General features: G+C 60.9%; 25 protein-coding genes. 14 read left to right on the forward strand and 11 right to left on the reverse strand.

The window, feature by feature from the left end:
- Positions 1–22 precede the first annotated feature (22 nt).
- The 4 genes from Q2T52_RS21325 to Q2T52_RS21340 are packed head-to-tail and all read left to right on the forward strand — an operon-like array spanning position 23 to position 4,302.
- On the forward strand, positions 23–1,549 hold the full coding sequence (locus Q2T52_RS21325) for a sugar ABC transporter ATP-binding protein (protein WP_302078879.1): 1,527 nt from the start codon (positions 23–25) through the stop codon (positions 1,547–1,549).
- Positions 1,549–2,580 carry an ABC transporter permease gene (locus tag Q2T52_RS21330; protein WP_302078880.1) on the forward strand — a complete coding sequence of 344 codons (1,032 nt, stop codon included), beginning with the start codon at positions 1,549–1,551 and terminating at the stop codon, positions 2,578–2,580. The genes Q2T52_RS21325 and Q2T52_RS21330 overlap by 1 nt, the downstream gene beginning before the upstream one ends.
- The gene (gene yjfF, locus Q2T52_RS21335; protein WP_302078937.1) at positions 2,580–3,578 is read left to right on the forward strand and encodes a galactofuranose ABC transporter, permease protein YjfF; all 999 of its coding nucleotides are present in this window, start codon (positions 2,580–2,582) and stop codon (positions 3,576–3,578) included. The genes Q2T52_RS21330 and yjfF overlap by 1 nt, the downstream gene beginning before the upstream one ends.
- Entirely contained in the window at positions 3,565–4,302 is a 738-nt protein-coding gene (locus Q2T52_RS21340; RefSeq protein WP_302078881.1) for a FadR/GntR family transcriptional regulator, read from the forward strand. Before yjfF ends, Q2T52_RS21340 begins: the two co-directional genes overlap by 14 nt.
- Positions 4,303–4,329: 27 nt before the next feature.
- Here the strand turns inward: Q2T52_RS21340 and Q2T52_RS21345 are convergent, their stop codons facing one another.
- From Q2T52_RS21345 to Q2T52_RS21365, 5 genes are all read right to left on the reverse strand, one after another.
- Positions 4,330–5,142 (reverse strand): SDR family oxidoreductase, encoded by an 813-nt coding sequence (locus tag Q2T52_RS21345; RefSeq protein ID WP_302078883.1) that lies wholly within the window; start codon positions 5,140–5,142, stop codon positions 4,330–4,332.
- Positions 5,143–5,220: 78 nt separating this feature from the next.
- Positions 5,221–6,024 carry an ABC transporter ATP-binding protein gene (locus tag Q2T52_RS21350; protein ID WP_302078884.1) on the reverse strand — a complete coding sequence of 268 codons (804 nt, stop codon included), beginning with the start codon at positions 6,022–6,024 and terminating at the stop codon, positions 5,221–5,223.
- Between the two features lie 15 nt (positions 6,025–6,039).
- The gene (gene ssuC, locus Q2T52_RS21355; protein WP_302078886.1) at positions 6,040–6,873 is read right to left on the reverse strand and encodes an aliphatic sulfonate ABC transporter permease SsuC; all 834 of its coding nucleotides are present in this window, start codon (positions 6,871–6,873) and stop codon (positions 6,040–6,042) included.
- 28 nt (positions 6,874–6,901) lie between these two features.
- A complete protein-coding gene (gene ssuD, locus Q2T52_RS21360; protein WP_302078887.1) occupies positions 6,902–8,074 on the reverse strand; it encodes an FMNH2-dependent alkanesulfonate monooxygenase in 1,173 nt (390 codons plus the stop codon).
- A gap of 24 nt (positions 8,075–8,098) precedes the next feature.
- A complete protein-coding gene (locus Q2T52_RS21365) occupies positions 8,099–9,067 on the reverse strand; it encodes an aliphatic sulfonate ABC transporter substrate-binding protein (protein WP_302078888.1) in 969 nt (322 codons plus the stop codon).
- 263 nt (positions 9,068–9,330) lie between these two features.
- Between Q2T52_RS21365 and Q2T52_RS21370 the strand changes: the two genes are divergently transcribed.
- The 3 genes from Q2T52_RS21370 to Q2T52_RS21380 all read left to right on the forward strand — a co-directional run bounded on the left by Q2T52_RS21370 (position 9,331) and on the right by Q2T52_RS21380 (position 14,690).
- Positions 9,331–10,200 carry an NAD(P)-dependent oxidoreductase gene (locus tag Q2T52_RS21370; protein ID WP_302078891.1) on the forward strand — a complete coding sequence of 290 codons (870 nt, stop codon included), beginning with the start codon at positions 9,331–9,333 and terminating at the stop codon, positions 10,198–10,200.
- Positions 10,201–10,432: 232 nt separating this feature from the next.
- Complete coding sequence (locus Q2T52_RS21375) at positions 10,433–12,403, forward strand: methyl-accepting chemotaxis protein (RefSeq protein WP_302078892.1); 1,971 nt, start codon at positions 10,433–10,435, stop codon at positions 12,401–12,403.
- A gap of 319 nt (positions 12,404–12,722) precedes the next feature.
- The gene (locus tag Q2T52_RS21380) at positions 12,723–14,690 is read left to right on the forward strand and encodes a methyl-accepting chemotaxis protein (RefSeq protein ID WP_302078893.1); all 1,968 of its coding nucleotides are present in this window, start codon (positions 12,723–12,725) and stop codon (positions 14,688–14,690) included.
- Positions 14,691–14,770: 80 nt separating this feature from the next.
- On the opposite strand, the gene Q2T52_RS21385 is transcribed toward Q2T52_RS21380, so the two are convergent.
- The 3 genes from Q2T52_RS21385 to Q2T52_RS21395 all read right to left on the reverse strand — a co-directional run bounded on the left by Q2T52_RS21385 (position 14,771) and on the right by Q2T52_RS21395 (position 16,563).
- The gene (locus Q2T52_RS21385; protein ID WP_302078894.1) at positions 14,771–15,259 is read right to left on the reverse strand and encodes an Lrp/AsnC family transcriptional regulator; all 489 of its coding nucleotides are present in this window, start codon (positions 15,257–15,259) and stop codon (positions 14,771–14,773) included.
- Positions 15,260–15,325: 66 nt separating this feature from the next.
- Positions 15,326–15,970: a uracil-DNA glycosylase family protein gene (locus tag Q2T52_RS21390; RefSeq protein WP_302078938.1), complete on the reverse strand. Its 645-nt coding sequence runs from the start codon at positions 15,968–15,970 to the stop codon at positions 15,326–15,328.
- Entirely contained in the window at positions 15,970–16,563 is a 594-nt protein-coding gene (locus Q2T52_RS21395) for a thermonuclease family protein (RefSeq protein WP_302078895.1), read from the reverse strand. Before Q2T52_RS21395 ends, Q2T52_RS21390 begins: the two co-directional genes overlap by 1 nt.
- Before the next feature lie 266 nt (positions 16,564–16,829).
- On the opposite strand from Q2T52_RS21395, the gene Q2T52_RS21400 reads away from it, so the two are divergent.
- The 3 genes from Q2T52_RS21400 to Q2T52_RS21410 all read left to right on the forward strand — a co-directional run bounded on the left by Q2T52_RS21400 (position 16,830) and on the right by Q2T52_RS21410 (position 18,975).
- Positions 16,830–18,365, forward strand: a complete 1,536-nt coding sequence (locus Q2T52_RS21400) for a sensor histidine kinase (RefSeq protein ID WP_302078939.1) — start codon at positions 16,830–16,832, stop codon at positions 18,363–18,365.
- Between the two features lie 68 nt (positions 18,366–18,433).
- Complete coding sequence (locus Q2T52_RS21405) at positions 18,434–18,676, forward strand: type II toxin-antitoxin system ParD family antitoxin (RefSeq protein ID WP_302078896.1); 243 nt, start codon at positions 18,434–18,436, stop codon at positions 18,674–18,676.
- A gap of 5 nt (positions 18,677–18,681) precedes the next feature.
- Positions 18,682–18,975: a type II toxin-antitoxin system RelE/ParE family toxin gene (locus Q2T52_RS21410; RefSeq protein WP_302078897.1), complete on the forward strand. Its 294-nt coding sequence runs from the start codon at positions 18,682–18,684 to the stop codon at positions 18,973–18,975.
- 80 nt (positions 18,976–19,055) lie between these two features.
- On the opposite strand, the gene cobT is transcribed toward Q2T52_RS21410, so the two are convergent.
- Entirely contained in the window at positions 19,056–20,093 is a 1,038-nt protein-coding gene (cobT, locus tag Q2T52_RS21415) for a nicotinate-nucleotide--dimethylbenzimidazole phosphoribosyltransferase (RefSeq protein ID WP_302078898.1), read from the reverse strand.
- A 132-nt stretch (positions 20,094–20,225) separates the two neighbouring features.
- Here cobT and cobS point away from each other — a divergent pair, with 132 nt between their 5' ends.
- The 4 genes from cobS (at position 20,226) to Q2T52_RS21435 (ending at position 23,380) form a co-directional block, all read left to right on the forward strand.
- Positions 20,226–20,975 (forward strand): adenosylcobinamide-GDP ribazoletransferase, encoded by a 750-nt coding sequence (cobS, locus tag Q2T52_RS21420; protein WP_367187353.1) that lies wholly within the window; start codon positions 20,226–20,228, stop codon positions 20,973–20,975.
- Positions 20,976–20,993: 18 nt separating this feature from the next.
- On the forward strand, positions 20,994–21,203 hold the full coding sequence (locus Q2T52_RS21425; RefSeq protein ID WP_302078899.1) for a DUF1289 domain-containing protein: 210 nt from the start codon (positions 20,994–20,996) through the stop codon (positions 21,201–21,203).
- Entirely contained in the window at positions 21,200–21,904 is a 705-nt protein-coding gene (locus tag Q2T52_RS21430) for a retropepsin-like aspartic protease family protein (RefSeq protein ID WP_302078900.1), read from the forward strand. Before Q2T52_RS21425 ends, Q2T52_RS21430 begins: the two co-directional genes overlap by 4 nt.
- 264 nt (positions 21,905–22,168) lie before the next feature.
- Positions 22,169–23,380, forward strand: coding sequence for an MFS transporter (locus tag Q2T52_RS21435; RefSeq protein WP_302078901.1), 1,212 nt, complete (start codon positions 22,169–22,171; stop codon positions 23,378–23,380).
- Positions 23,381–23,388: 8 nt separating this feature from the next.
- Here the strand turns inward: Q2T52_RS21435 and Q2T52_RS21440 are convergent, their stop codons facing one another.
- Both Q2T52_RS21440 and Q2T52_RS21445 read right to left on the reverse strand, forming a co-directional pair.
- Complete coding sequence (locus Q2T52_RS21440) at positions 23,389–24,150, reverse strand: ABC transporter permease (RefSeq protein ID WP_302078902.1); 762 nt, start codon at positions 24,148–24,150, stop codon at positions 23,389–23,391.
- Positions 24,147–25,073 (reverse strand): ABC transporter ATP-binding protein, encoded by a 927-nt coding sequence (locus Q2T52_RS21445; RefSeq protein ID WP_302078903.1) that lies wholly within the window; start codon positions 25,071–25,073, stop codon positions 24,147–24,149. The genes Q2T52_RS21440 and Q2T52_RS21445 overlap by 4 nt, the downstream gene beginning before the upstream one ends.
- Between the last annotated feature and the right edge of the window lie 94 nt (positions 25,074–25,167).

A 25,167-nucleotide genomic window follows, 5' to 3' on the forward strand; every position in this document is an offset into this window, starting at 1 on the left:
TTACGTGTAGCGGATATCGTCCATGTCAGATCATACTCCACTTCTGGAGGCTCGTGCCATTGGCAAGAGCTTCCTCGGCATCACTGCGCTTGATGGTGTCGATTTCACGCTGCATCGCGGTGAAGTCCATGCGCTTCTCGGCGAGAACGGCGCAGGCAAATCAACCCTGATCAAGATCCTCACCGGCGTCTATCAGCGCGATAATGGCACGATCCGCATGGACGGCGAGGAAATTTTCCCGGCTTCCGTGGCCGATGCACAGGCACTCGGTATCGGCACCGTCTATCAGGAGGTGAACCTTCTTGAAAATCTGACGGTTGCGGAAAATCTGTTTCTCGGACGCCAGCCGCGCCGCTTCGGCATGGTCAACAAGGCGGAGATGCGCAAACGCTCTCGTGAACTGCTGTCGCGCTACGGTCTCGACATCGACGTGGATGCGCTGCTCTCCAGCTATTCGGTGGCAATCCGCCAGATCGTTGCCATTGCGCGCGCCGTCGATCTCTCCGGCAAGGTGCTGGTTCTGGACGAACCGACCGCCAGCCTGGATAGCAACGAAGTCGAAATGCTGTTTGATGTGCTGCGCAAGCTGAAGGCCGAGGGCCTCGGCATCATCATCATCACCCACTTCCTCAATCAGGTCTATGCGATCGCCGACCGGACCACAGTGCTGCGCAATGGCCGCCTCGTCGGAAGCCGCGCACTGGAGGGCCTGCCACGCATGGAGCTGATCTCCATGATGCTCGGCCGCGAACTCCAGCACATCACGCGTGATCATCATGCCGCGGACGAAAAGGTAGCGCCGAGTGGCGAGGCCCCGATCCGATTCGAGAATTTCGGCAAGCGCGGCAGTGTCGATCCCTTCGATCTGGAAATCCAGCCCGGCGAAGTCGTCGGCATCGCGGGTCTGCTCGGTTCCGGCCGCACGGAAACCGCCTTCCTGCTGTTTGGCATCGACAAGGCCGATTCCGGAACAGCCACGATCGATGGGAAGCCTGTCCAACTGCATTCGCCTGAATCGGCAATTTCTCAGCGCTTCGGCTTCTGTCCGGAAGAGCGCAAGACCGATGGCATCATCGGCGACTTCTCCGTCGCGGAAAACATCGCACTTGCACTTCAGGCGCGCGATGGATGGGCCAAGCCTATTTCCGCCAAGAAACAGAAGGCGCTTGCCCAGGAATACATTCGTTCGCTCGACATTCGCCCGGCCGATGCCGAACGTCCCATCAAGTTCCTGTCCGGCGGCAACCAGCAGAAGGCGATCCTCGCACGCTGGCTGGCGACAAATCCGCGCCTGCTGATTCTGGACGAACCAACGCGCGGCATCGATATCGGCGCGCATGCGGAAATCCTGCGCATGATCGAGCGGTTGTGTGCGGAAGGCATGTCGCTGGTGGTCATCTCCTCCGAGTTGGAAGAGCTCACTGCTGTTGCGCATCGCGTCGTGGTTCTCTCCGACCGGCGCCACGTGGCGGAACTGAAGGGCGCCGACGTAACAGCCGATAACATCATGCACGCCATTGCCGGCCCCACGAAAACGGAGGCCGCATAATGGGCAGCTCCCTCACCCGCAAGTTCAAGCGGCTTGCGCCGCAGATCGCCGCGTTGGTGATCATCCTCGGCCTCATTTCGCTGGTGTCCCCAGGCTTCCTGTCGGTATCGATCCAGAACGGCCGTCTTTATGGCAGCCTCATCGACATTCTGGTGCGCGCCGCTCCCGTGGCGCTGCTGACGGTTGGCATGACGCTCGTGATTGCCACGCGCGGTATCGATCTTTCCATCGGCGCGGTCATTGCCATCTGCGGCGCTGTCGCCGCAACTCTCGTGGCACAGGGCCAGCCTCTGACGGTTGTCGTGCTGGTGGCGGTCGGCGTCGGTCTCGCCTGCGGACTGTGGAATGGAGCTCTGGTCGCTCTTCTCGACATCCAGCCGATCATTGCAACGCTGATCCTGATGGTGGCCGGACGCGGTATCGCGCAGTTGATCACCGAGGGCGTCATCCTCACCTTCAACAATGACAGCTTCGCGGCCTTCGGCTCCGGCGCACTCGGCGGCATTCCGATCCCGGTTCTGTTGTGGCTGGCGGCCGGTCTGTTGATCGGGCTATTGGTGCGCCGCTCCGCGCTTGGCTTCTTGATCGAGGCAACGGGCATCAACCGTCGCGCCGCCATGCTGGCTGGCGTGCGCGCCCGCTTCCTGCTGTTCTTCGTCTATGCCGTCTCCGGCGTGATGGCAGCGATTGCAGGCCTGATCGTGACGGCCGATATTCGTGGTGCGGACGCCAACAATGCTGGTCTCTGGCTGGAGCTCGATGCCATCCTTGCCGTGGTCATCGGCGGCACCTCGCTGAACGGCGGCCGCTTTTCCATCACCGCTTCGCTGCTCGGCGCACTGATTATCCAGACCATCAACACCGGCACGCTGCTGTCCGGCTTCCCGCCGGAATTCAACCTGATCATCAAGGCCAGCATCATCATCGTCGTGCTGACACTGCAATCGCCTGCCGTTGGTCTCCTCCTCGGCTTTGCCAAGAAGCCGGGTGGACCGGCCAAGTCCCATCAGAAGGTGGAGAAACGCGCATGATGAACTCCCGCAACCTGCCCTTCCTGGCAACACTTGCGATTTTCCTCATCGCCTATGCGCTCTGCACCATGCAGTTTCCGGCGATGTTCTCGACGCGCGTCATGGGCAATCTGCTGACGGACAATGCCTTTCTGGGGATTGCTGCCGTCGGCATGACCTTCGTCATCCTGTCAGGCGGTATCGATCTATCCGTGGGTTCCGTCATCGCCTTCACCAGCGTGTTCGTGGCGGTTCTGGTGGGCAAGCTGGGCGTCCACCCGTTGGTGGCGTTCGGCCTGGTGTTGATCATGTCGACCGCATTCGGGGCCGGAATGGGTTTGATGATTCGCTTTCTTGGCATTCCGCCCTTCGTGGTGACCCTGGCGGGCATGTTCTTCGCGCGCGGCGCGGCCTATCTCATCTCGACGGAATCCGTGCCGATCAGTCATCCTTTGCTGGACGCGATCCAGGGCTTCTACCTGCGCATTCCGGGCGGTGGACGGCTCTCGGCACTCGCCATGCTGATGCTTGTCGTGTTTGCGGCGGCCATCATTATTGCCGGCCGCACACGCTTCGGTGCCAATGTCTATGCCCTTGGCGGCAACCAGCAATCTGCAGAATTGATGGGCGTTCCCGCAGGCAAGACGACAGTCGAAATCTACGCACTGTCGGGCTTTCTCTCTGGCCTGTCCGGGCTTGCCTATACGCTTTACACCTCGTCCGGCTACTCGCTGGCGACGGTTGGAATCGAACTGGATGCCATTGCGGCTGTCGTCATTGGCGGTACGCTTCTCACGGGCGGCACCGGGCTTGTGGCCGGAACATTCCTGGGCATCCTGATCCAGGGCCTGATACAAACCTACATCGTATTCGATGGAACACTCTCGTCCTGGTGGACAAAGATCGTTATTGGCATCCTTCTGTTTGTTTTCATTGCCCTTCAGAGAGGTATCATCTGGTATTCGAATCTTCGGATGAGCCGTGGTGGGGGAAAAGGAGCGTTAGGTGGGGTTGCTTGAGACGACGATCACAGGCAAGAAGCGCGGCAGCAGCCATGCGCATGTGGTAGCGGAACTGGGCAGCGCCATTGTCTCTGGCCGCATACCCGAAGGGTCCATTCTTCCGGGTGACACGGAGCTCTCGATGCGCTTCGGCGTTTCGAGGACCGTGCTGCGCGAAGCGATGAAGACGCTGGCAGCGAAACGCTTGATCGAGGCCAAGGCCAAGGTGGGCACCCGTGCGCTGCCGCGTTCGAACTGGAACTTCTTCGATCCGGATGTGCTTGGCTGGCGCTGCGACGTGGGCGTCGATCTGTCCTTTATCGAGCATCTGGCGGAAATGCGCCTGGCACTCGAACCGGCGGCAGCTGCGGCTGCCGCGCTGCGTGCCTCCAGCGATGACATCGTGGCACTGTACGCCATTGCGGCCAAGTTCGACGATCCCAAGCATACGCCGGAAAGCATCGCCAAGGTGGATCTTGAATTCCACCTGGCGATTGCCCGCATGTCCGGCAACCCGTTCATGCGGTCCGCAAGCGCGCTCATCGAGGCGGCACTGGCCATATCCTTCCGCCTGTCCTCGCCCGCGGCCTCGCCGGAAAAGATCGACGAAGTGGCGACAAACCACCTGCGCATTGCCCACGCCATCGCATCGCGTGATCCGGACAAGGCTGTTGCCGCCATGCGTCACGTCATCGATGTCGGTCGCACCCGCATTCACAAGACGCTTGAGGGCGACGAATGATCGACCGCCCTCGGGTCAGGCCGCCTGTTACCCCTTAAGCTTTTCCGTCGGCACTGGCGCATCGTCGTAACCGCCATAGACGGACTGGTCGAAGGGGATGACTGCGCCGGTCATCATGCCGCTTTCATCCGATGCCATCCACAGCACCGTACGCGCCACTTCCCTCGGGTCGAGAATGCGGCCAAACGGCTTTTGCGCAGCGGCGCGATCGATGAAATCGGGGTCGCCGGTTTCGGAGAGGATCAGCTTTCGCTCGTGGTCGGAATTCATCCAGCCGATATCCAGCTGGTTCACATGGATGCGATGGCGCATCAGCGAATAGGCGGCGTTGCGGGTCAGTGTCGCCAGTGCGCCTTTGGACGCGGAATAGGGTGCCAGAAACGGCTGGCCTGCCAGGCTCGACATGGAGCCGATATTGACCACCCTGCCCTCGATGCCCTCGCGGATCATCACCTTGGCCGCATCCTGCAGCAGGAAGAAAGGCGCACGCGTATTGACCGCGAACATCCGGTCAAAGAGCTCTGGCGTGGTGTTAAGGATATTGCCGCGATCCGTCAGTCCTGCCGCATTGACCAGAATATCAACCCGCCCAAACAGCCTGTCCGCAGCCGGAATGATGGTGCGCACAGCAAGGATATCGGCCAGATCGGCAGCCACCACTTCGACGGCGACACCCGTCTTCTCCGCAATGCGGTTGGCAACGCCTTGACCCTTGCCCGCGTCGCGCCCGACAATCACAATGCCCGCCGCTCCGGCTTCCGCAAATTGCTCGGCAATCGCCGCGCCCAATCCTTGCGTACCGCCCGTTACGACGGCTATCTGCCCTTCTATACGGCTCATGGTGTCCTCCCCTGAAAGCCTTGTCCATTCCTCACCGTGGATTGGATAGGGCTTATGAGGGCAGTTGCCAATGCCACGTCACCGTTCGCCGAGGATTGCCTCCAGCAGCTGCCCCTCTATTTTTGCCAGCGAGGCATCGCCATGGTGGCGGGGATGCGGCTGCGGAACGGCGATATCCCTGATGATGCGGCCTTCGTCCAGCACAATCACCCTATCCGCAAGGTGAACCGCTTCCGTTACGTCATGCGTGACGAGCACGGCCGTAAACCCAAGCTCTTGCCATACGCGGGCAAGCAGCGCCTGCATGCTGATGCGGGTCAGCGCATCCAGCGCGCCGAGCGGTTCATCCAGCGCCAGAAGTCCCGGACGGCTGACGAGCGCACGCGCCAGCGCCACGCGCTGGCGCTGGCCGCCGGATAGGCGCGAAGGCCATTCCTTCGCCTTGTCCGAAAGCTGCACTTCGGCAAGCGCCGCCTCACCCCGCCGACGTGCGTCGGCACGCGCAACACCATCGCCGAGTCCGACGCCGACATTATCGGCCACATCGAACCACGGCAGCAGGCGCGGCTCCTGAAAGACAATACGGGAATTTGGCGCGATCTCCTGGCCTTGCCCATCTTCGAAGGCAATCGTACCGCCGGTTTGCTGGTCGAGCCCGACGAGAAGTCTGAGCAGCGTGCTCTTGCCGCAGCCGCTCTTGCCGACGATCGCAAGGAACTGGCCGGCGGGTACGAAGAGATCGATGCCACGCAGCACGCGGTTCTTGCCGAAGGTCTTCTCGACACCTCGCAGGCGAAGACCTGCCGGTGCGACAGAAGGTGCCGTTTCGGAAGTGGTCTCGATGGATGCGCGGTGGTCGCGTTCAACCTGAGCGATGGTCATGACACAATCCTTTTGTCAGCGCTGGTAGGCGGGGTTCCAGGAGAGCGCCCAGCGCTCCAACGCGCGGGCCACCACATCGGCTAGCTTGCCGAGCAGGGCGTAGATGACGAGTGCGAGAACGACAATATCGGTCATCATGAACTCGCGGGCATTGTTGGCCATGTAACCGATGCCGGACGAAGCGGCGATGGTTTCGGACACGATCAGCGTCAGCCACATGATGCCGAGCGCATAACGAAGCCCGACAAAGATGGACGGCAGCGCGCCGGGGAAAATCACCTTGCGGAACAAGGACCAGCGGCCCATGCCGTAGATGCGGCCCATCTCGATCAGATCGCGATCGACATTGCGCACGCCGTGATAGGTGTTGAGATAGACGGGGAAGAGCACGCCGAGCGCCGTCAGAAACAGCTTTGCTTCCTCGCCAATGCCGAACCAGAGAATGACCAGAGGGATGAGTGCCAGATGCGGAATGGTGCGCACCATCTGCAACGTCGTGTCCGTCAGCCGTTCGGAAAGCCGAGACAACCCGTTCACGATGCCGAGCAGGAAGCCGATACTGCCGCCGACCGCAAGGCCCGCCAGCGCGCGCGCTCCGCTGACCAGGATATTGTGCCCGAGATCGCCGGAGGCTGCCTCCTGCCAGAAGGCAGAGAGGACGGCCAGAGGCGATGGCATGATGCGGTCTGAAATGAACCCGAAAGAGGAGCCGGCCTGCCACAGACCAACAAGCGCCACCGGCACGACAAAGGGCAAGAGACGATCGGCATCAACCTTTGGAAGCCGAAAGGTCTTGGGCTTGTCGGCACCAAAGGTTCGTGCTGGACCTTGAATATCCAAAATCGACATGGGCGTTCTCCTTCGGGTCAGTTCCGGATCAGGATGCGGCAACCGCGCGCAGCGTCTGATGGCCACCGCCGGCAAAGACGGTGTTGGAGGTGAATTCAGAGCCAAAGCCGGTCCGCTGCTCGTCGCGGCCAATGCCGAGTTCCGGGAACAGAAGTTCGGCGACGCGGTAAGCTTCCTCCAGATGCGGATAACCGGAACCGATCACCGTCTCGATGCCCAGGTCCTGGTATTCCTTGAGCCGCGCAGCAACCGTCTTCGGCGAGCCGACGAGGGCGGTACCGGCGCCGGACCGCACGAGACCGATACCGGCCCAGAGGTTGGGAGCGACTTCCAGTCTGTCGCGCCGCCCGCCATGCAGAGCCGCCATGCGTTGCTGGCCGACCGAGTCCGACGCGCTGGCGAAATGCGCCTGCGCCTTGGCGATCGTCTCGTCATCCAGCTTGGAGATCAACCGATCTGCCGCTTCCCAGGCCTCGTCATCCGTCTCCCGCACGATGAAGTGCAGGCGGATGCCGAAGGAAACCTCCCTGCCCTTGGCAGCGGCTGACTTACGAACCCGCTCGATCTTTTCAGCCACCTGTTCCGGCGGCTCGCCCCAGGTGAGGTATTTGTCGGCGCGGCCCGTGGAGAATTCGATGCCCGCATCGGACGAACCGCCAAAATAGAGCGGCGGGCGCGGCTGCTGAATGGTCGGGAAACCGAGCTTGGCCTGCTTGGCCTGGATGTACTTGCCGTCGAGATCCGCCTTGCCGGTCGCCAGCAGGTCTTCAAACACCTGGAAAAATTCCTCGGCGTGTGCGTAGCGTTCGTCGTGCGGCAGGAAGATGCCATCACCCGCCAACTCCGCCGGCGAACCGCCGACGACGATGTTCAGCAGCAGCCGCCCGTTGGAGATGCGGTCGAGCGTCGAGGCGAGACGCGCATAATAGGCGGGAGACGCGGTGCCCGGACGGATCGCCACCAGGAACTTCAGCTTTTCTGTAAACGGGGCGAGCGACGCTGCCGTCACGAAGCTCTCCTCGCAGGACACGCCCGTCGGCAGCAGAACGCCGCTGTAACCCAGACGGTCCACGGCAACCGCGATTTCACGGAGATAGCGGTTGTCGGGGGCACGATTAAGGTCGCTGGCACCGATATAGGTGCCGTCGCCGCTGGTTGGAATGAACCAAAGGAAATCGATCGGCTTCTGCTGCTGTGTCATGGCGGGTCTCCAGGCGGTTCGGGATTAGCTGGCCTTCGGGCGCCAGACGATGTCACTGATGGTGAGCTTGCGCGGGATGATCTTCAGGTCGAAGAACTCGTCCGCCAGCGATTGCTGGTAGGCGATAGCCGCATCGGAGATGGTCGCGACATCACCCAGGTTGGAGTCGCTGCGGGTCAGCGTCACCCGCGTGATATCCTGCGGAACGCCGGTGATCTCAGACAGTGCCGGAATGGTGGCTTCCAGATTGGTTTGAGCCTCCTTGCCGAAGCGCGCCAGCTCCTTGATGATATCAGTGATCACGTCCGGATTGGCCTTGGCGAAATCACCATTCGCGAGGAAGAAGCTCCAGGATTCGACGATGCCCTTCGCGGTCGTCAGCACGCGAGTCTGAGGGTCTGCCTGCGCCACGGCGGTAAAGGGATCCCAGATCGACCAGGCATCGATGCTGCCATTCTTGAATGCGGCTGCGGCATCGGCCGGTGCCAGATCAACCTGCGTCACATCGGTCAGCGCAAGGCCACCTTTGCGCAGCACCTTCACCGCCACGTTATGGGCGCTGGAGCCACGCTTGAAGGCAAGCTTCTTACCCTTCAGATCCTGCAATGTCTGGATCGGCGAGTCCTTGCGCACCAGGATGGCAGAGCCTTCGGCGCTCCCCTTGTAGGTGCCAGCGTAGACGAGATTGCCGCGGGCAGCCTGTGCAAACAGCGGCGGTACGTCGCCGGTCGGGCCGAAATCCAGCGCGCCTGCACCAAGGGCCTCCAGAAGCGGAGGACCGGAGGAGAATTCTGACCACGTGATGCTGATACCACGGCTGGCAAACAGCTTTTCCAGAGCGCCCTGGCTCTTGGCGAGCGCCAGAATGCCGCCCTTCTGCCAGCCGATGCGCAGTGTTTTGGGCGTAGCTGCACGCGCACCGCCGGTAAACGGCAAGCCCGCTGCAATGGCCGAGGCTCCGATGAGGCCCAATGTCTGTCGGCGAGTTACCATTTGTCCCTGTCCCCTTCCTGTGGCAGGATAGATGTCATCCCGCCGCGTTCACGATGACAAAAGGCTCGCATAGACGACCCATCCGGTCGACATAAGATCATTTCAAATATGACCTGCACGCGATCATTTCATTCCAAATTTGCGGCCCATGCGGAACGAAAGTTCACGCGACGGTGAACCTGTAGCCTCCTGCATCTCAGCCCTGCCCTTTTCCGACGCGTTGATTTGGTCTACTCAGAAACGAACAACAGCTGGAGAATGGCATGGCGAAGGTAGCGTTCATCGGTCTTGGCGTGATGGGTTTTCCCATGGCAGGGCATCTGAAGGAAAAGGGCGGTCACGAGGTCACGGTTTACAACCGCACGACTGCCAAGGCTGAAGAATGGGTCAAACGCTATGGCGGCAGCCATGCGCTGACCCCGCGCGAGGCTGCGGCCGATGCGGATTTCGTCTTCACCTGCGTGGGCAATGACGATGACCTTCGCTCAGTCACCATATCAGCCGATGGTGTATTGGCTGGCATGAAGTCTGGCGCCGTCCTGATCGACAATACGACGGCTTCCGCAGAAGTGGCGCGCGAGCTCGCAGCGGCTGCTGAAGCCAAGGGGCTGGGCTTCATCGACGCGCCGGTCTCCGGTGGACAGGCTGGTGCGGAAAACGGGGTGCTCACCGTCATGTGCGGCGGCGAGCAGTCCATCTTCGACAAGGCCAAGCCCGTGATCGACGCCTATGCGCGCATGGTGGGGCTGATGGGGCCTGTCGGTTCCGGCCAGCTGACCAAGATGATGAACCAGATCTGCATCGCTGGCATCGTGCAGGGTCTTGCCGAGGCCATCCATTTCGGCAAGAAAGCCGGCCTCGACATCGAAAAGGTGGTCGACGTCATCTCCAAGGGTGCTGCCGGTTCCTGGCAGATGGAAAACCGCCACAAGACGATGAACCAAGGCAAGTATGATTTCGGTTTTGCCGTCGACTGGATGCGCAAGGACCTGGACATCGTGCTGAGCGAGGCAAAGCGCAACAAGGCGAGCCTCCCTCTGACGGCGCTTGTCGACCAGTTCTACGCAGAGGTTCAGAAACTCGGCGGCAACCGCTGGGATACATCCTCGCTGCTGGCGCGGCTGGATCAATAGTCCCTCAAAATCAGGGGCGGCAGATTGTCGTCCCTGACCTGCACACGCTGCAGGATTGGCCCGCAAGACATTACAATCAAAAGCTTATTAGGCGCCGTGAAAAATTGACGGGACGAGACCCAATATTGCATCCCTAAAAAATAGGAGTGTGTGCAGTTTGAGTTCGTTAACGGCACAAGCCGATTGGTCCTCATATGTGCCCGGGCGGGCGATTCCATTTGAGGGAAGTCGGATGAAAAATATCCCGATCATCGGCAAGTTTCTCAGCATCATGGCGCTGTTTGGCGTCTTTGCGCTGGGTGTAACGGGCTACACGGCGCTGCAGATCTCGAAGATCGACACCAGCTACTCGCAACTGCTAACGCGAGAGGCGGCAGCGATGACCGCGATCTCCAGGGCCAGCCGCTCCATGCAGAATGCGCGTGCCGCGATTAGTGATATTCTGATGGCAAGAACCGATGCTCTCAACGCATCTGCCCAGAGCGAATTCGAAACTGCCGTGAAAACATTCACGGACTTCATGACAACAGCCATGACGGCATTGCCGGAGAGAACGGACCTCGGGCCGCTCAAGCAGGACGGCCTGAGGATTCTGAACACAACTTGCGCGAACTCTATCAAGCTCGGCCTTGCATCAACCACGCCAGAGCAGATCGCGGCCTCTGAGGAAGTCTTCCTCAAGGAATGCCAGCCCTCATTCGTCGATATCACGCCGCGCTTCACCACGGTGGTTCGGGACATAGACAGCGCACAGAACGCACAAAGCGGCAAGCTGTCGGACGTCTCCATGGCAACGATCCTCGATACCGAGGCAGGTATCGTGGTGGGCTTGGCGGTCATCATGATCCTCGGCTTCTTCCTGATCCGCGCCTGGCTGGTGACCCCGATCCGCGGCCTTGCCTCCACGATGGAAGTTCTGGCAGGCGGCAATCTGTCAGCCAATGTCGACGGAACCGATCGCCGCGATGAAGTCGGCACGATGGCCAAGGCCGTGCAGGTGTTCAAGGACAACGGCTTGAAGGCAAAGGCTCTGGAAGCCGAAGCTGCAAGTGCCCGTTCCATGACCGAGGCCGAGCGCGCCCGCGTGGCCGAAGTTGATGCCAAGCGCGCTGCCGAAATGGCAGAAGCCACATCCGGCCTCGCCGAGGGTCTGAAGCAGCTCGCCGGCGGCAATCTCGGCTTCGAACTGTCGCGTCCCTTCGCATCTGACTTCGAAGGCCTGCGCAGCGATTTCAATATGGCTGTCAGCCAGCTGCGCGATACGCTCTCGGCTGTGGCCGACGCCACCCGTTCCATCGACAGCGGCTCACGCGAACTCTCCTCCAGCGCCAACGATCTTTCCAAGCGCACCGAACAGCAGGCGGCCTCGCTGGAAGAGACGGCCGCAGCCCTTGACGAGATTACCGCCAATGTCTCGAACGCTTCGAAGCGAACCGAAGAGGCGCGCACGATGGCGATGGATGCGAACAAGTCGGCCGAAAAGTCCGAATCTGTCGTCGCGGACGCCGTCAATGCGATGCAGCGCATCGAAGCCTCGTCGAGCCAGATTTCCAACATCATTGGCGTCATCGATGAGATCGCCTTCCAGACCAACTTGCTGGCCCTGAATGCCGGTGTCGAGGCAGCCCGTGCGGGCGAAGCGGGCAAGGGCTTTGCCGTCGTTGCCCAGGAAGTGCGCGAGCTTGCCCAGCGTTCCGCCCAGGCGGCGAAGGAGATCAAGGATCTCATCCGCACCTCGGCGGATGAAGTGGAAAATGGCGTCAGGCTCGTCAGTGCCACGGGCGATGCCCTGAAGATGATCGGCGGCTATGTCGTTTCGATCAACGGTCAGCTGGATGCGATCGCCACGTCCGCCCGCGAACAATCGGTCGGCCTCTCCGAGGTCAACACCGCCGTCAACCAGATGGACCAGACCACCCAGCAGAACGCTGCCATGGTGGAACAGGCAACCGCCGCCAGCGCCTCGCTGGCCGGAGAAGCCGACAAGCTTCGCCAGCTCGTCGGTCGCTTCCAGATCGGCGGCGGCAGCGCTTCCGGCTATGGCCATGGCGGTTACGCCCGGTCCTCAGCCCCGGTCGCGGCCTCCAGCCGCCATGCGGCGGCCCCCTCACCGGCCCGCAAGCTCGTCAGCAAGCTTGCCCGCGCGGTCGGCGTCGGTGGTGGTTCGTCAGCCGCGGCGACCGAAAGCTGGGAAGAGTTTTAAGCACGGGCAGAGCATCACAAACAGCAAAAGGCCGGTGGAGCGATCCACCGGCTTTTTATTGATTCGAAACTCAACCGAAAGTAAGAAATAAAGCGGCGAAGTACAATTTCTAAATTAGGAAACAAGAAGAAAATAAGACCCCCTAAAATATAGGGATATTCATAGAGTTAAAATATGAAATTAAATCAGTTAGATCGATAATATGAAGAAGTCACGCCACATTAACTTTTAATTTTATTTTATTCAAATAAATCCTCCGCGCGCATAGACCAAACAACGAGGCAGGACTGCGCAGAGACGTGGAAGCGAGGATGTCACCATGAGTAATTTTCCGATCATCACGAAATTTTTGGCCATTATGGGATTGTTCGCAATCTTCTCGGCAGGCGTTGCCTTCTATTCCGCGTCGCGCATGTGGGCGATTGATGATAGCTATAGTGGCCTGATCAGCGGCGAAATGACTGCCGCTGTATCGACCGCCCGGGCCAATCGCAACTTCCAGACGATGCGTGGTGCCATTGGCGACATCATCTCGACCACCGATGCTGCAGTCCTGAAGAGTGCATCCGACGAGCTGACGACGTCGCGCGCTAATTTTCTCAAAATGATGGATACCGCAATCCAGGCATTGCCAAGAGAGGCGGCTCTGCAAGACCTCAAGGTCTCTGCCCTTCGCATTGTCGACACGAGCTGCGCCGACGTTATCGCCGCCGGTCTGGCGACGACAGACCCTGTGGAAAACCAGAGGATCCAACAGCGCTATTTCAAGACCTGCCAGCCCGAGATCACCAAGCTGGCGGCGGTCATGACCGAAAACACCGCGCGCCTGACGAAGCAAGCGCAGGAGGAAAACGACGCCCTGACAGTTCGCACAGGCACGACAGTCTTCACGATGATTGCCGGACTGATGGCAGGTGTCGTGATCGTTTCCGCGATCGGCTTTGTGTTCATCAAGTCTTCCGTCGTCGCGCCGATCCGCGGCCTTGCGTCGACCATGGGCATTCTGGCAGGCGGCAATCTGTCGGCCAATGTGGATGGAACCGATCGCCGCGATGAAGTGGGTGCCATGGCCAAGGCCGTGCAGGTGTTCAAGGACAACGGCTTGAAGGCCAAGGCTCTGGAAGCGGAAGCCGAAAGCAATCGTAACATGACCGAGGCCGAACGCGCCCGTGTGGCCGAAGCCGATGCCAAGCGCGCCGCTGAAATGGCAGAAGCCACCTCCGGTCTGGCCGAAGGGCTGAAGCAGCTCGCCGGCGGCAATCTCGGCTTCGAACTCTCGCGTCCATTCGCGTCTGACTTCGAAGGCCTGCGCAACGACTTCAACCTCGCAGTTTCCCAACTGCGCGACACCCTCTCTTCCGTCGCCGAAGCCACCCGCTCTATCGACAGCGGCTCACGCGAACTGTCTTCCAGTGCCAACGACCTGTCGAAGCGCACCGAGCAACAGGCTGCGTCTCTCGAGGAGACAGCCGCGGCGCTGGATCAGATCACCGTCAACGTCACCAATTCGACCAAGCGCACGGAAGAAGCGCGTGCTCTCGCAGTGGACGCCAACAGATCCGCAGAGAAGTCGGAAACCGTCGTCGCGGATGCCGTCAATGCAATGCAGCGCATCGAAGCCTCGTCGAGCCAGATCTCCAACATCATCGGGGTGATCGACGAGATCGCCTTCCAGACCAACCTGCTGGCGCTGAACGCCGGTGTCGAGGCAGCCCGTGCGGGCGAAGCGGGCAAGGGTTTTGCCGTTGTTGCCCAGGAAGTGCGCGAGCTTGCCCAGCGTTCTGCCCAGGCGGCGAAGGAGATCAAGGATCTCATCCGCACCTCGGCGGATGAAGTGGAAAATGGCGTCAGGCTCGTCAGTGCCACGGGCGATGCCCTGAAGATGATCGGCGGCTATGTCGTCTCGATCAACGGTCAGCTGGATGCAATCGCCACCTCGGCCCGCGAGCAGTCGGTCGGCCTGTCCGAGGTCAACACCGCCGTCAACCAGATGGACCAGACCACCCAACAGAACGCCGCGATGGTGGAACAGGCAACCGCCGCCAGCGCCTCGCTGGCCGGTGAAGCAGACAAGCTTCGCCAGCTCGTCGGTCGATTCCAGATCGGTGGCGGCAGCGCTTCCGGCTATGGCCATGGCAGTTACGCCCAGGCCTCAGCCCCGGTCGCAGCCTCCAGCCGCCATGCGGCAGCCCCTTCGCCCGCCCGCAAGCTCGTCAGCAAGCTTGCTCGCGCGGTCGGCGTCGGTGGGGCATCAGCCGCGGCGACCGAAAGCTGGGAAGAGTTTTGAGGTTTCGTACAACATGCAAAACGACAAAGGCCGGTGGAGCGATCCACCGGCCTTTTGCTTTGACACCGTGAGACAAAAACTCAATCCTCGCCGGACTTCTGGTTGTCCAGCACCATGTAATCCAGCGGCAGTTCTGTGGTGTACTTGATCTGCTCCATCGCGAACGCAGAGGACACGTCGCGGATTTCGATCTTGGCAATCAGCCGTTTGTAGAAGGCATCATAGGCGCCAATATCAGGGACGACGACGCGCAGCAGATAGTCGACATCACCGCTCATGCGATAGAATTCGACGACTTCCGGAAACTCGACGACGACTTCCGAAAAGCGCTTCAGCCACTCGATGGAATGGCTTGCCGTGCGGATCGACACGAAGACCGTGACCTTGGTGTTGACCTTGCCGGGATCGAGCAGCGCGACACGACGGCGGATGACGCCATCCTCTTCCATCTTCTGAATACGGCGCCAGCAGGGGGTGGTGGAAAGACCGACCTTCTTGGCCAGATCGGCAACGGCAAGCGTAGAATCTTCCTGCAGGATGCGCAGGATTTTGCGGTCAAGGCGGTCCATTCATCGTCCCTCTGAGATTAATTTTCTTCATACCGCGAAATTCACGCCATGTAACCGAAAATCTTTTCAGACAACGAGGCTTTCCACATGCTGTCTCAAAACAGGAAGCAGCTCCTCCTCGAACCAGGGATTTTTCTTCAACCAACCGCTGTTGCGCCAGCTGGGATGCGGCAGTGCCAGACGAAGCGGCCCTGTTCCCTGCCCCATGCCAACCCGCCAGTTGCGCACCGTCTCGGTCATGCTCTTGGCCACGAGATCGGGCATATGCCAGTGCTGCGCATACTGGCCGATGACAAGCACGAGCTCGATCTGCGGCATGGCGTCGATCACCTGCTGCCTCCAGGTAGGCGCACATTCCGGTCGCGGCGGCAGATCGCTTCCGCGCGCATCATAACCCGGAAAGCAGAAGCCCATCGGCACAATCGCAAACCTGTCAGGATCATAGAACTGGTCGCGCGTCACGCTCAGCCAGTCCCGCAGCCGGTTACCTGAGGCATCGTTGAAGGGCAGACCGCTCTCATGCACGCGCAGGCCCGGCGCCTGGCCGGCGATCAGGATGCGCGCCCGCTTCGACATCACCACGACAGGTCGCGGCTCGTGCGGCAGACGAGACTCCGGACCGCCGAGCGGAGCATCACGACAGAGCCGACAGGCGTGGATCGCTTCCGCCAGTTCTTCGAGCGCTGCTTGCCCACCAGAGGCAGCCGCCATCACCAGATCCTTTTCCAGAGATGATCGAGACCGGGCCATGCCGCATCATCCTCCCGTTCTTGCGCCATGCGTCTGCGCCACTCGCGCGGCGTCTCGAAAGTGCCCTGCCAGATACCAAGCCTGGCGCGACGCGCTTCGGATTCCTCCGCCACATACGCACCACCGCTGGCAAGCGCCATACCGCTTGACACCATGACCTCGTTGACCGACACCGCACCCACCGTGCAGGTCACCAGCAGGCGCTGATAGCGATCTCTGCGGCGACCCTGACATTGCACACCATCCTGTCGTGCAAACTTTCGCAACGCCTCACGCGCCGCCTCGCCGCAACGCCACTCCCGGCCATCGCCATCCTGACAGGTCTGTTCCAGTTCCGGTGCATCGATCTCCACAAGCCGCAGCCGTTCCCGGCCATGTGCCAGCGTATCGCCGTCCACCACGCGGAACGGCCCGATCAACGGGTCTGGTGCATTGACGTGATCGACAATGCTGGCGCCCGCCGCCACCAGGCCCACGAAGAAAAGGGTTAGCAGGACATCGCGCCCCTGCGGCAGCCGCTTCGAATGGCGGTTACGATACGGCCCAAATCGCAATTGGAAACTTCCCAAAGACGGCAAACAAAACCTTGCCAGCGCCCCGATTTTTTACCTTTGCCTGGCATTCGCAGCGAGACCAGGCACCAATGTCAGAATCCGATGAGCCCCGCTTACCCCTTGATTGTTATCGAATTTTCCAACCTTGATATTTGATCCTCGTGAGTGCCGCAAATGGTTATCAAATGTGAAATTCATTGCATGGATCAGGATCTTCTTAAGATTTGACCTCTAGTGTGGCAATATCCGGATGAACATCAATGGCCATGAGTAGCGGCGTCAGCACCTCCAACGACAAGATTATCGTGGACCGAACACGCGCTCACCGCAACAAGGCGGTATCGAAAGCGGTTCGGGCAACACGAGAGCGGCTGCAGTCCAACGGCAGTAGCAGCCCCATGTTCGATCGGGAAATGCTCACCCTGCACCTGCATTCGATGCTCCAAGGTGCCATGATCATGCCGCTCTTCGTGACGCTGGTCGCGGCGGCAGGCATCTACATCAACCCGCAAGGGGGAATGCTGGGCTGGGCGCTTCTGACGCTCGCCATCCACTCCATCAACCTGCTTCTGGCGCGCCGCGCATCCCGCATCGAGATCACCACGGCCAAGATCGGAAAATGGCGCATCCGGCTGCTGGCAGGTCAGATCCTGATGGGCTGCTGTTGGGCGATCTTCTCGCTGGGCCAATGCGATACCTGTGGTACCGATGGCTTCTATTTCTACAAGGGCGCCGTCCTGCTGGTTGCGATATCGATATCGGCGATGGCAAACGTGACGTTGCGTCAGGCAACACTGCTCGCCTTTGTTCCCGCTGTCATTACGCTTGCAGTCACGGCGTTTAGCTCGCGCAGTACCCTTGACATCGGCCTGACGGCGATGGCGGCAACCGCGCTGATCCTCTTTCATTACATCTCGGACCGCCTCCACCGCTCCAATCTGACGTTGATGTCCTACCAATCGGAAAAGGATGATCTGATCGCGGAGTTGGAAGTCGCGAAGTCTGTCTCCGACGAAGCACGCCGCCGGGCCGAAGAGGCAAACCTTGCGAAATCACGCTTCCTGGCGTCCATGTCGCATGAATTGCGCACGCCGCTGAATGCCATCCTCGGCTTTTCCGAAGTGATGAGTTCGGAAGTGCTGGGGCCGCTCTCCAACCCGACCTACAAGGAATATGCGGGCGATATTCACCGCTCGGGCCAGCACCTGCTCAACCTCATCAACGAGATCCTCGATCTGTCGCGCATCGAAGCCGGGCGTTATGAACTGAGCGAGGAGTCGCTGTCACTGCTTGAAATTGCCGAGGATTGCATCGGCATGGTCCAGCTGCGTGCCCGCTCCAAGAACATCACCATCAAGCAGCAGTTCGAGCCCGATCTGCCGCAAGTCTGGGCGGACGAGAAATCCATGCGCCAGGTGGTGCTGAACCTTCTGTCGAATGCGGTGAAGTTCACCACGCAAGGTGGCGAGGTAACGGTCAAGGTCGGCTGGACGGCCGGCGGCGGCCAGTACGTCACCATCAAGGACAATGGTCCGGGCATTGCCGAGGAGGAGATCCCCGTGGTGCTCTCGGCTTTCGGGCAGGGCTCGATCGCCATCAAGAGCGCCGAGCAGGGCACCGGCCTTGGCCTGCCCATCGTTCAGGCGATCCTCGCCAAGCATGACGGCCAGTTCATCCTGCGATCCAAGCTTCGCGAAGGCACGGAAGCCATCGCCATCCTGCCCGCCACCCGCGTGCTGCAGAGCCTGCCCGCTGTCGCCGATGCCCAGGCGATTGAGCCGCGCCGCAAGAGCTTTGCCTAGCCGCCCGCAGCGTTTGACAAACTTTGCCATCATGAGGATACTTACGCTCCAATGAGCTTGAGGCTGCCATGGCAACGATGAACGTATCCATTCCCGATCAGATGAAAGACTGGGTCGAGGCTCAATCACGGTCTGGCCGCTATTCGAACTCAAGCGATTACGTGCGCGATCTGATCCGTCGCGATCAGGAACGGATCGAACGAATCCAGTCCATGCAGCGGCTGGTCGATGAAGGCTTGCAAAGCGGAATAGGGGAACGCTCAGGCGAGGCCCTGTTTGAAGCCGCTCTAAAAGCAGCGACCAAGACCTAAATCCGATGGGCTATCGGCTCACCGTTGCGGCTGAAGAGGACATTATTGCCATCGCCACGAATGGTTTCGCGCTGTTTGGTGAGTCAAAAGCTAGACAATATCACCAACATCTTCTCCGGATGTTTGAATTGATATCACTCAACCCACGCATGGCTCGTGAACGAGACGAGATTACACCACCCGTTCGTGTCCACCCATTTCAGGCGCACCTCATCATTTACCGCATTGAGGAAAATAACGACATTCTCGTCATTCGTGTGCGTCACGCCCACGAGGACTGGATTGCCGATTCCTATTAACGCCCTTCTCCGTTCGTCCTGAATATGCCCGGTAAGTCCCAGCCAGCCGCAAAGGCGCGGCTGGCTGATCCGTAATCACCTCAATGGGAATGCGGCACCGGCTGGCTTGCCGTCGTCACCCCGGCCTGCGCAAAAGTTGCCATGCCGGAATGGCAGGCGGCGGCGGCCTTCACGATGCCGGCGGCAAGGGCCGCACCCGTGCCCTCGCCGAGCCGCATGCCGAGCGCCAGAAGCGGCGTCTTGCCGAGCTTCTCGATCGCCTTCAGATGGCCGGGTTCACCCGAGACATGGCCGATCAGGCAGTGATCGAGCGCGGTCGGATTGGCAGCCTTCAGGATCGAAGCCGCAGCGGTCGCCACATAGCCGTCGATCAGGACAGGGATCTTTTCCATGCGGGCCGCGAGAATGGCACCCGCCATGGCGGCGATTTCGCGCCCACCCAGACGGCGCAGGATTTCCAGCGGGTCAGACAGGTGATCCTTATGGAAGGCAAGGGCCGCCTTTACCGCAGCGACTTTGCGGTCCAGTACCTGCCCTTGAGAGCCTGTGCCGGGGCCGACCCATTCTTCCGCCTCGCCGCCATAAAGCGCCATGTTGATCGCGGCGGCAATCGTCGTATTGCCGATGCCCATCTCGCCAATGCAGAGCAGATCGGTGCCGCCCGCAGTGGCTTCCATGCCAAATGCCATGGTGGCGGCGCAGTCGCGCTCGGAGAGAGCCGCTTCCGTGGTGATGTCGCCGGTCGGATAATCCAGCGCCAGATCGAAGATCTTCAAGCCGAGGTCATAGGCCGCGCAGATCTGGTTGATGGCAGCGCCACCGGCGGCAAAATTCTCGACCATCTGCTGCGTCACGCTCGGCGGGTAGGGCGTGATGCCGTGGCGCGCCACGCCGTGATTTCCGGCGAAGATAGCCACCAGTGGCCGGTTGACCGCGGGCGCCCGGCCAGACCAGGCGGCGAGCCAATAGGCAATCTCTTCCAGCCGGCCGAGCGAGCCGGCGGGCTTCGTCAATTGCGCATCACGCTCGCGGGCGGCCACCAGCGCACGGGTATCAGGACCGGGAAGCTCGCGCAGAAGCACACGAAAATCGTCGAAGGGCAAACCGCTGAGGCTCATCGGATCTCTCTTTCTTGGGCGTCACCGGCAGACGTACTTTGCCTTGTCGGTGGAATCTGATTTGGTGGCCCCTTCTTTAAGCACCGAAGGCCGGAGGGACAACTGTCTAGCGCGCAGGATTTCATTGCAGACATTGCACGCTCGGTCGCATTCCTGAGCCGCCTGCCCGTACCTTCCCGCTTTTTCGAGGGGCATGACGGCAGCGTCGCCCGTGCCTGCCGGGCCTTTCCTGTGGCGGGCGCGCTGATCGCCCTGCCCTCGGCCCTGATCCTGCTCGCGATGGCAGACAAGCTGCCTCTGGTCGCGGCGCTGCTGGCGATTGGGCTTTCTGCGGCACTTTGCGGCGCGCTGCATGAGGATGGCTTTGCCGACAGCGTCGATGGCCTTGGCGGCGGGCGCGACAAGGATCATGCGCTCACCATCATGAAGGACAGCCGCACCGGTGCCTATGGGGTGATCGCGCTGATCCTCAGCTTCGGGCTCAGAACCTTCGCGCTCGCATCGCTTGCCACGCTCATCTCTGCGCACGCGGCGGCGGCAGCTTTCATCGCTGCGGCAACGGTCGGTCGCGCCCTGATGATCTGGCACTGGTCGAAGCTGCCACCCGCCCGCCAGAACGGGACGGCGGTTGCCGCAGGCCAGCCGCAGGAGAGTGCGGTGACTTTTGCTATCATTTCCGCCATCGGCCTCATGTTCGTGCTGCTCTGGCCGCAAATCCGCCTTGGGCCGCTCCTGTTCGCCTTCTTTGCAAGCCTTGTCGCGGTTCTCGCCTTCACCCGTTTCGTGCGCCGCAAAATCGGTGGTCATAGCGGCGATACGATCGGCGGCAGTGAACAACTGGTTGAGATCACCTTCCTCGTGGCCCTTGCCGCGCTCGCCTGACAGCACGATATATTGGTCATGATTTCACCCTGTATCCTCGTCTGCTCGCTTGATCCCGCCAGTGGCCTCTGCATGGGCTGCGGACGCAGCCTTGATGAGATCGCCAGCTGGTCGAGCCTGGGCGACCACGAGCGCCTCGCGCTCATGGAGAGCCTTCCCGAACGGCTGCAGGCTTTGAACGCGTCGGCGGAGAGTTCGTCCTCGACAGTAGGCGGAGATGCAGCATGAAAGGCCTGACGCTCGTTCTTCTGATCTTGGGCGTCGGCCTCGCACTCTTGGTCTTCAACCATGATACGGGCCAGACCTTCGGCATGGCAAACGAGGATTTCGGCCGCCTTGTCTATATGCTCCCGATTGCGGCCCTTTTGTCGGCAGGCGTGCTGGCGGGCCGGCGCGGACCCGCGCACGAGGTTCTTCGCAACATCGCGATCTGGCTGCTGATCATCTTCGTGCTGGTCGCCGGCTATATCTATCGAGACGACTTTACCCAGTTCGGCGCACGCATGACGGCCGGTCTGATGCCAGGCAGCGCGGTGGTCGTCACCACAAGTGAAGGCGGTCAGGAGGTCATCTTGCACCGGGCGATGGGCGGCCATTTCCGCGCCCGCGTCGATGTCAACGGCAAGACGGTGCCTATGCTGGTGGATACGGGTGCCAGCGCCGTGGTGCTGACCTACCAGGATGCAGAGCGCCTGGGGCTGAAGCCAGAAGCGCTGACCTATTCCGTGCGGGTGCAGACGGCCAATGGCGCGGCCTATGCCGCACCGGTGCGGCTCGATACGGTCGGCATCGGACCGATCGAGCGCAGTTCCATCCGTGCGATGGTGGCGGAAAAGGGCAAGCTGGAAGAAAGTCTGCTCGGCATGACCTTCCTCTCCACGCTGGGCTCGCTGCAAATGCAGACGGACCAGTTGAAGCTGCGCGATTGAACTGTTGCGCATTGGTTTCGGCACTGAACATGGTACGCACCTAACGGATTGTCGATTACCCCCTCTGGCCTGCCGGCCATCTCCCCCACAAGGAGGGAAACGGCCGGCGGGCCAGAGGGGGGTGCACCCACTTCAAGCGACGTGTCCGATGTGCAGTTTCGGAGGAATGATCAACCATCGCGGTGGATCGGCCATAGGAATAGCTGTGATTTTCAGTCAGCTTTGCGGCGGTTTTCCCAAGACCATATCACAAGGATTCCCGATATGACCGATTCCTGCCTCGACCTGCCCGTGGAGGATGATCGTGCTGACCGCGTTGCCTGGCCCGCGATCATTTCCCTCTCGCTTGGTGTGTTCGGCCTCGTGACGGCAGAGTTTCTGCCGGCCAGCCTTTTGCCGCCCATCGCCCAGGACCTTTCCATCAGCACCGGTCTTGCCGGCCAGACGGTTACGGCAACGGCTGTGATCGGCGCCATTGCGGGCCCCGCTATCGTTGTCGGCGGGCGTAAGCTCGACCGTCGTCTCGTCCTGCTGACACTCACCAGCCTGCTCATCATTTCCAGCCTGATCGCAGCGACATCAACCGGCTTTATCCCGCTGCTTGTTGCCCGCGTCCTGCTGGGCGTCGCGCTGGGTGGTTTCTGGGCGCTCTCCGCCGCCTTCGCCATGCGGCTTGCTCCCGGTGATAACCTTCCGCGCGCCATGTCCGTCATCATGGCGGGGGTTTCTGTTGCGACTGTCTGCGCCGCCCCGCTCGGCGCCTGGATCGGTGCCACACTTGGCTGGCGCGCCGCCTTCTACCTGACGGCAGCGCTCGGCGTTGTCGTCTTCCTGCTGCAGGCCTTCACCGTTCCGGCCATGCCGCCTGCGGGTCATGCATCCTTCGCCACCATGGGCCGGCTGCTCGGACGGCGCAGCGTACGCACGGTGTTCTTCGTGATCATCCTGACGGCAGCCGGTCATTTCGCAGGCTTCACCTTCATTCGCAGCTATCTGGATGATATCATGCATCTCGACGTCGCGACGGTTTCGCTTGTCCTGCTGGCTTTCGGCGTCGCGGGCTTCTTCGGCAATCTCGCCGGCGGCGCACTCTCCGCCCGCAGCAATGCCGGGGCCGTCGCCATCGCAGCCCTGATGATTGCAATCGCCATGGCCATTGTTGCCGCAAGCAGCAGCGTAGCTGCCATTGCCATTGCGGGCGTTGCCTTCTGGGGCTTCGGCTTCGGGGCCTTCCCCGTCAGCGTCCAGAACCGCATCACACGCATCGCCTCGGATGAGGTGGAAAGCGCGGGCGCCATCATGCTGACCACCTTTCAGGTCGCCATTTCCAGCGGTGCAGTGATTGGCGGTTTGCTGGTTGATGCCAGCGGACCGATCGGCGTCATGGCCTTCGCCGCGGTTTCAAGCGCACTCGCGGCCGCGGTCATGATCTCAGGCCGCGATCACCAGACGGAGGCCGCCGAACAGGCGGCCTGAAACTTCGCCTACTTCCGCAACCGGTAACCGGTGCGGAACATCCAGCTCAGCACCGTCATGCCCGCCGTCAGGAAGACGGCGATCATGACGAGGCTGATCAAAGGATTGACATCCGAGATACCGTAGAAGCTCCAGCGAAAGCCGGAGACGAGATAGAGCACCGGGTTCAGGTGGCTGACAGCGGCCCAGAAGGGCGGCAGCATGTCGATGGAATAGAAGCTGCCGCCAAGGAAGGTCAGCGGTGGCACCACCAGCATCGGCACCAGATTGAGCTGCTCGAAATTATCCGCCCAGACGCCGATGATGAAGCCGAACATCGAGAAGGTAATCGCCGTCAGCACCATGAAGACCAGCATCATGACCGGATGCTGGATATGGATATCCACGAAGAAGGACGCCGTGGCGAGGATGATCAGCCCGATGATCATGCCCTTGCTGGCCGCCGCACCGACATAGCCGATGACAATCTCTGCCATCGACACCGGGGCAGACAGGATCTCGTAGATGGTGCCGGTAAACTTAGGAAAATAAATCCCAACGGAGCCGTTGCTGATGCACTGGCCGAGCAGAGTCAGCATGATCAGGCCGGGCGTGATGAAGGCGCCGTAGGACACGCCGCCCACCTCTTGGATGCGCGAGCCGATCGCCGTGCCGAACACGATGAAGTAGAGCGATGTTGTGATGACAGGCGAGATCACGCTTTGCAGAAGCGTGCGCCGCATGCGCGCCATCTCGAAGAAATAGATCGCCTTGATCGCCTCGACATTCATTGGCGCGCCTCCACCAGCGAAACGAAGATGTCTTCGAGCGAGCTTTGATGCGTGGACACGTCGCTGAGCGACAGCCCCTCCGCCTCGATCGCCGCCAGCACCTGGCCTATACGCCCCTCGCCCGCGCCATTGCCATATTCGTGCACCAACTGGCGACCGTCTTCGGAAAGCGTCAGGCCAAGTGCGGCAAGAGCCGGTGGCAGGGTGCCGAGCGGCGTCTTCAGTTCCAGATGCAATTGCTTGCGACCGAGCTTTTGCATCAGCTCGCGCTTTTCCTCCACCAGCAGGATTTCGCCGCCCCTGATAACGGCGATCCGGTCCGCCATTTCCTCGGCCTCTTCAATGTAATGCGTCGTGAGGATGACGGTGACGCCCGTCGCGCGCAGACGGTCAATCGCCGTCCACATGCCGCGCCGCAACTCGACATCGACCCCGGCGGTCGGCTCGTCCAGAAACAGAATGCGCGGCTCATGCGCCAGCGCCTTGGCAATCAGCACGCGCCGCTTCATGCCGCCGGAAAGCTCGCGCAGCTTGTTGTCGCGTTTGTCCCAAAGCGACAGGTCTTTCAGGATACGCTCAATCAGTGCCGGGTTCTTTTTGCCCCCATGCAGGCCACGCGAGAAGCTGACGGTGTTCCAGACCGTCTCGAACTGGTCCGTGGTCAATTCCTGCGGCACAAGACCGATCAGCCGACGCGTCTCGCGAAACTCGCTCACGACGTCGTGGCCGCCGACAAGGACCTGGCCGGACGACGGCGTGGAGAGCCCGCAGATGATGGAAATCATCGTGGTCTTGCCAGCCCCATTGGGGCCAAGGAGGGCAAGGATTTCACCTTCTCGGATGTCGAGATCGACACCCTTTAGGGCTGAAAATCCGTTCGCATAGGTTTTGGTGAGATTTCGGATCGAGACGATGGGGGACATGAATGCGCACAGGTTGGGCGGGAACATGCCCCATATATAGGCAGCATTTCGCGATAACGAGATGTCAATAAGGCGAATGCGAACGCAATGGCGG

Origin of the sequence: Rhizobium oryzicola, from assembly GCF_030504645.1 — a bacterium.
Taxonomy (GTDB): domain Bacteria; phylum Pseudomonadota; class Alphaproteobacteria; order Rhizobiales; family Rhizobiaceae; genus Neorhizobium; species Neorhizobium oryzicola.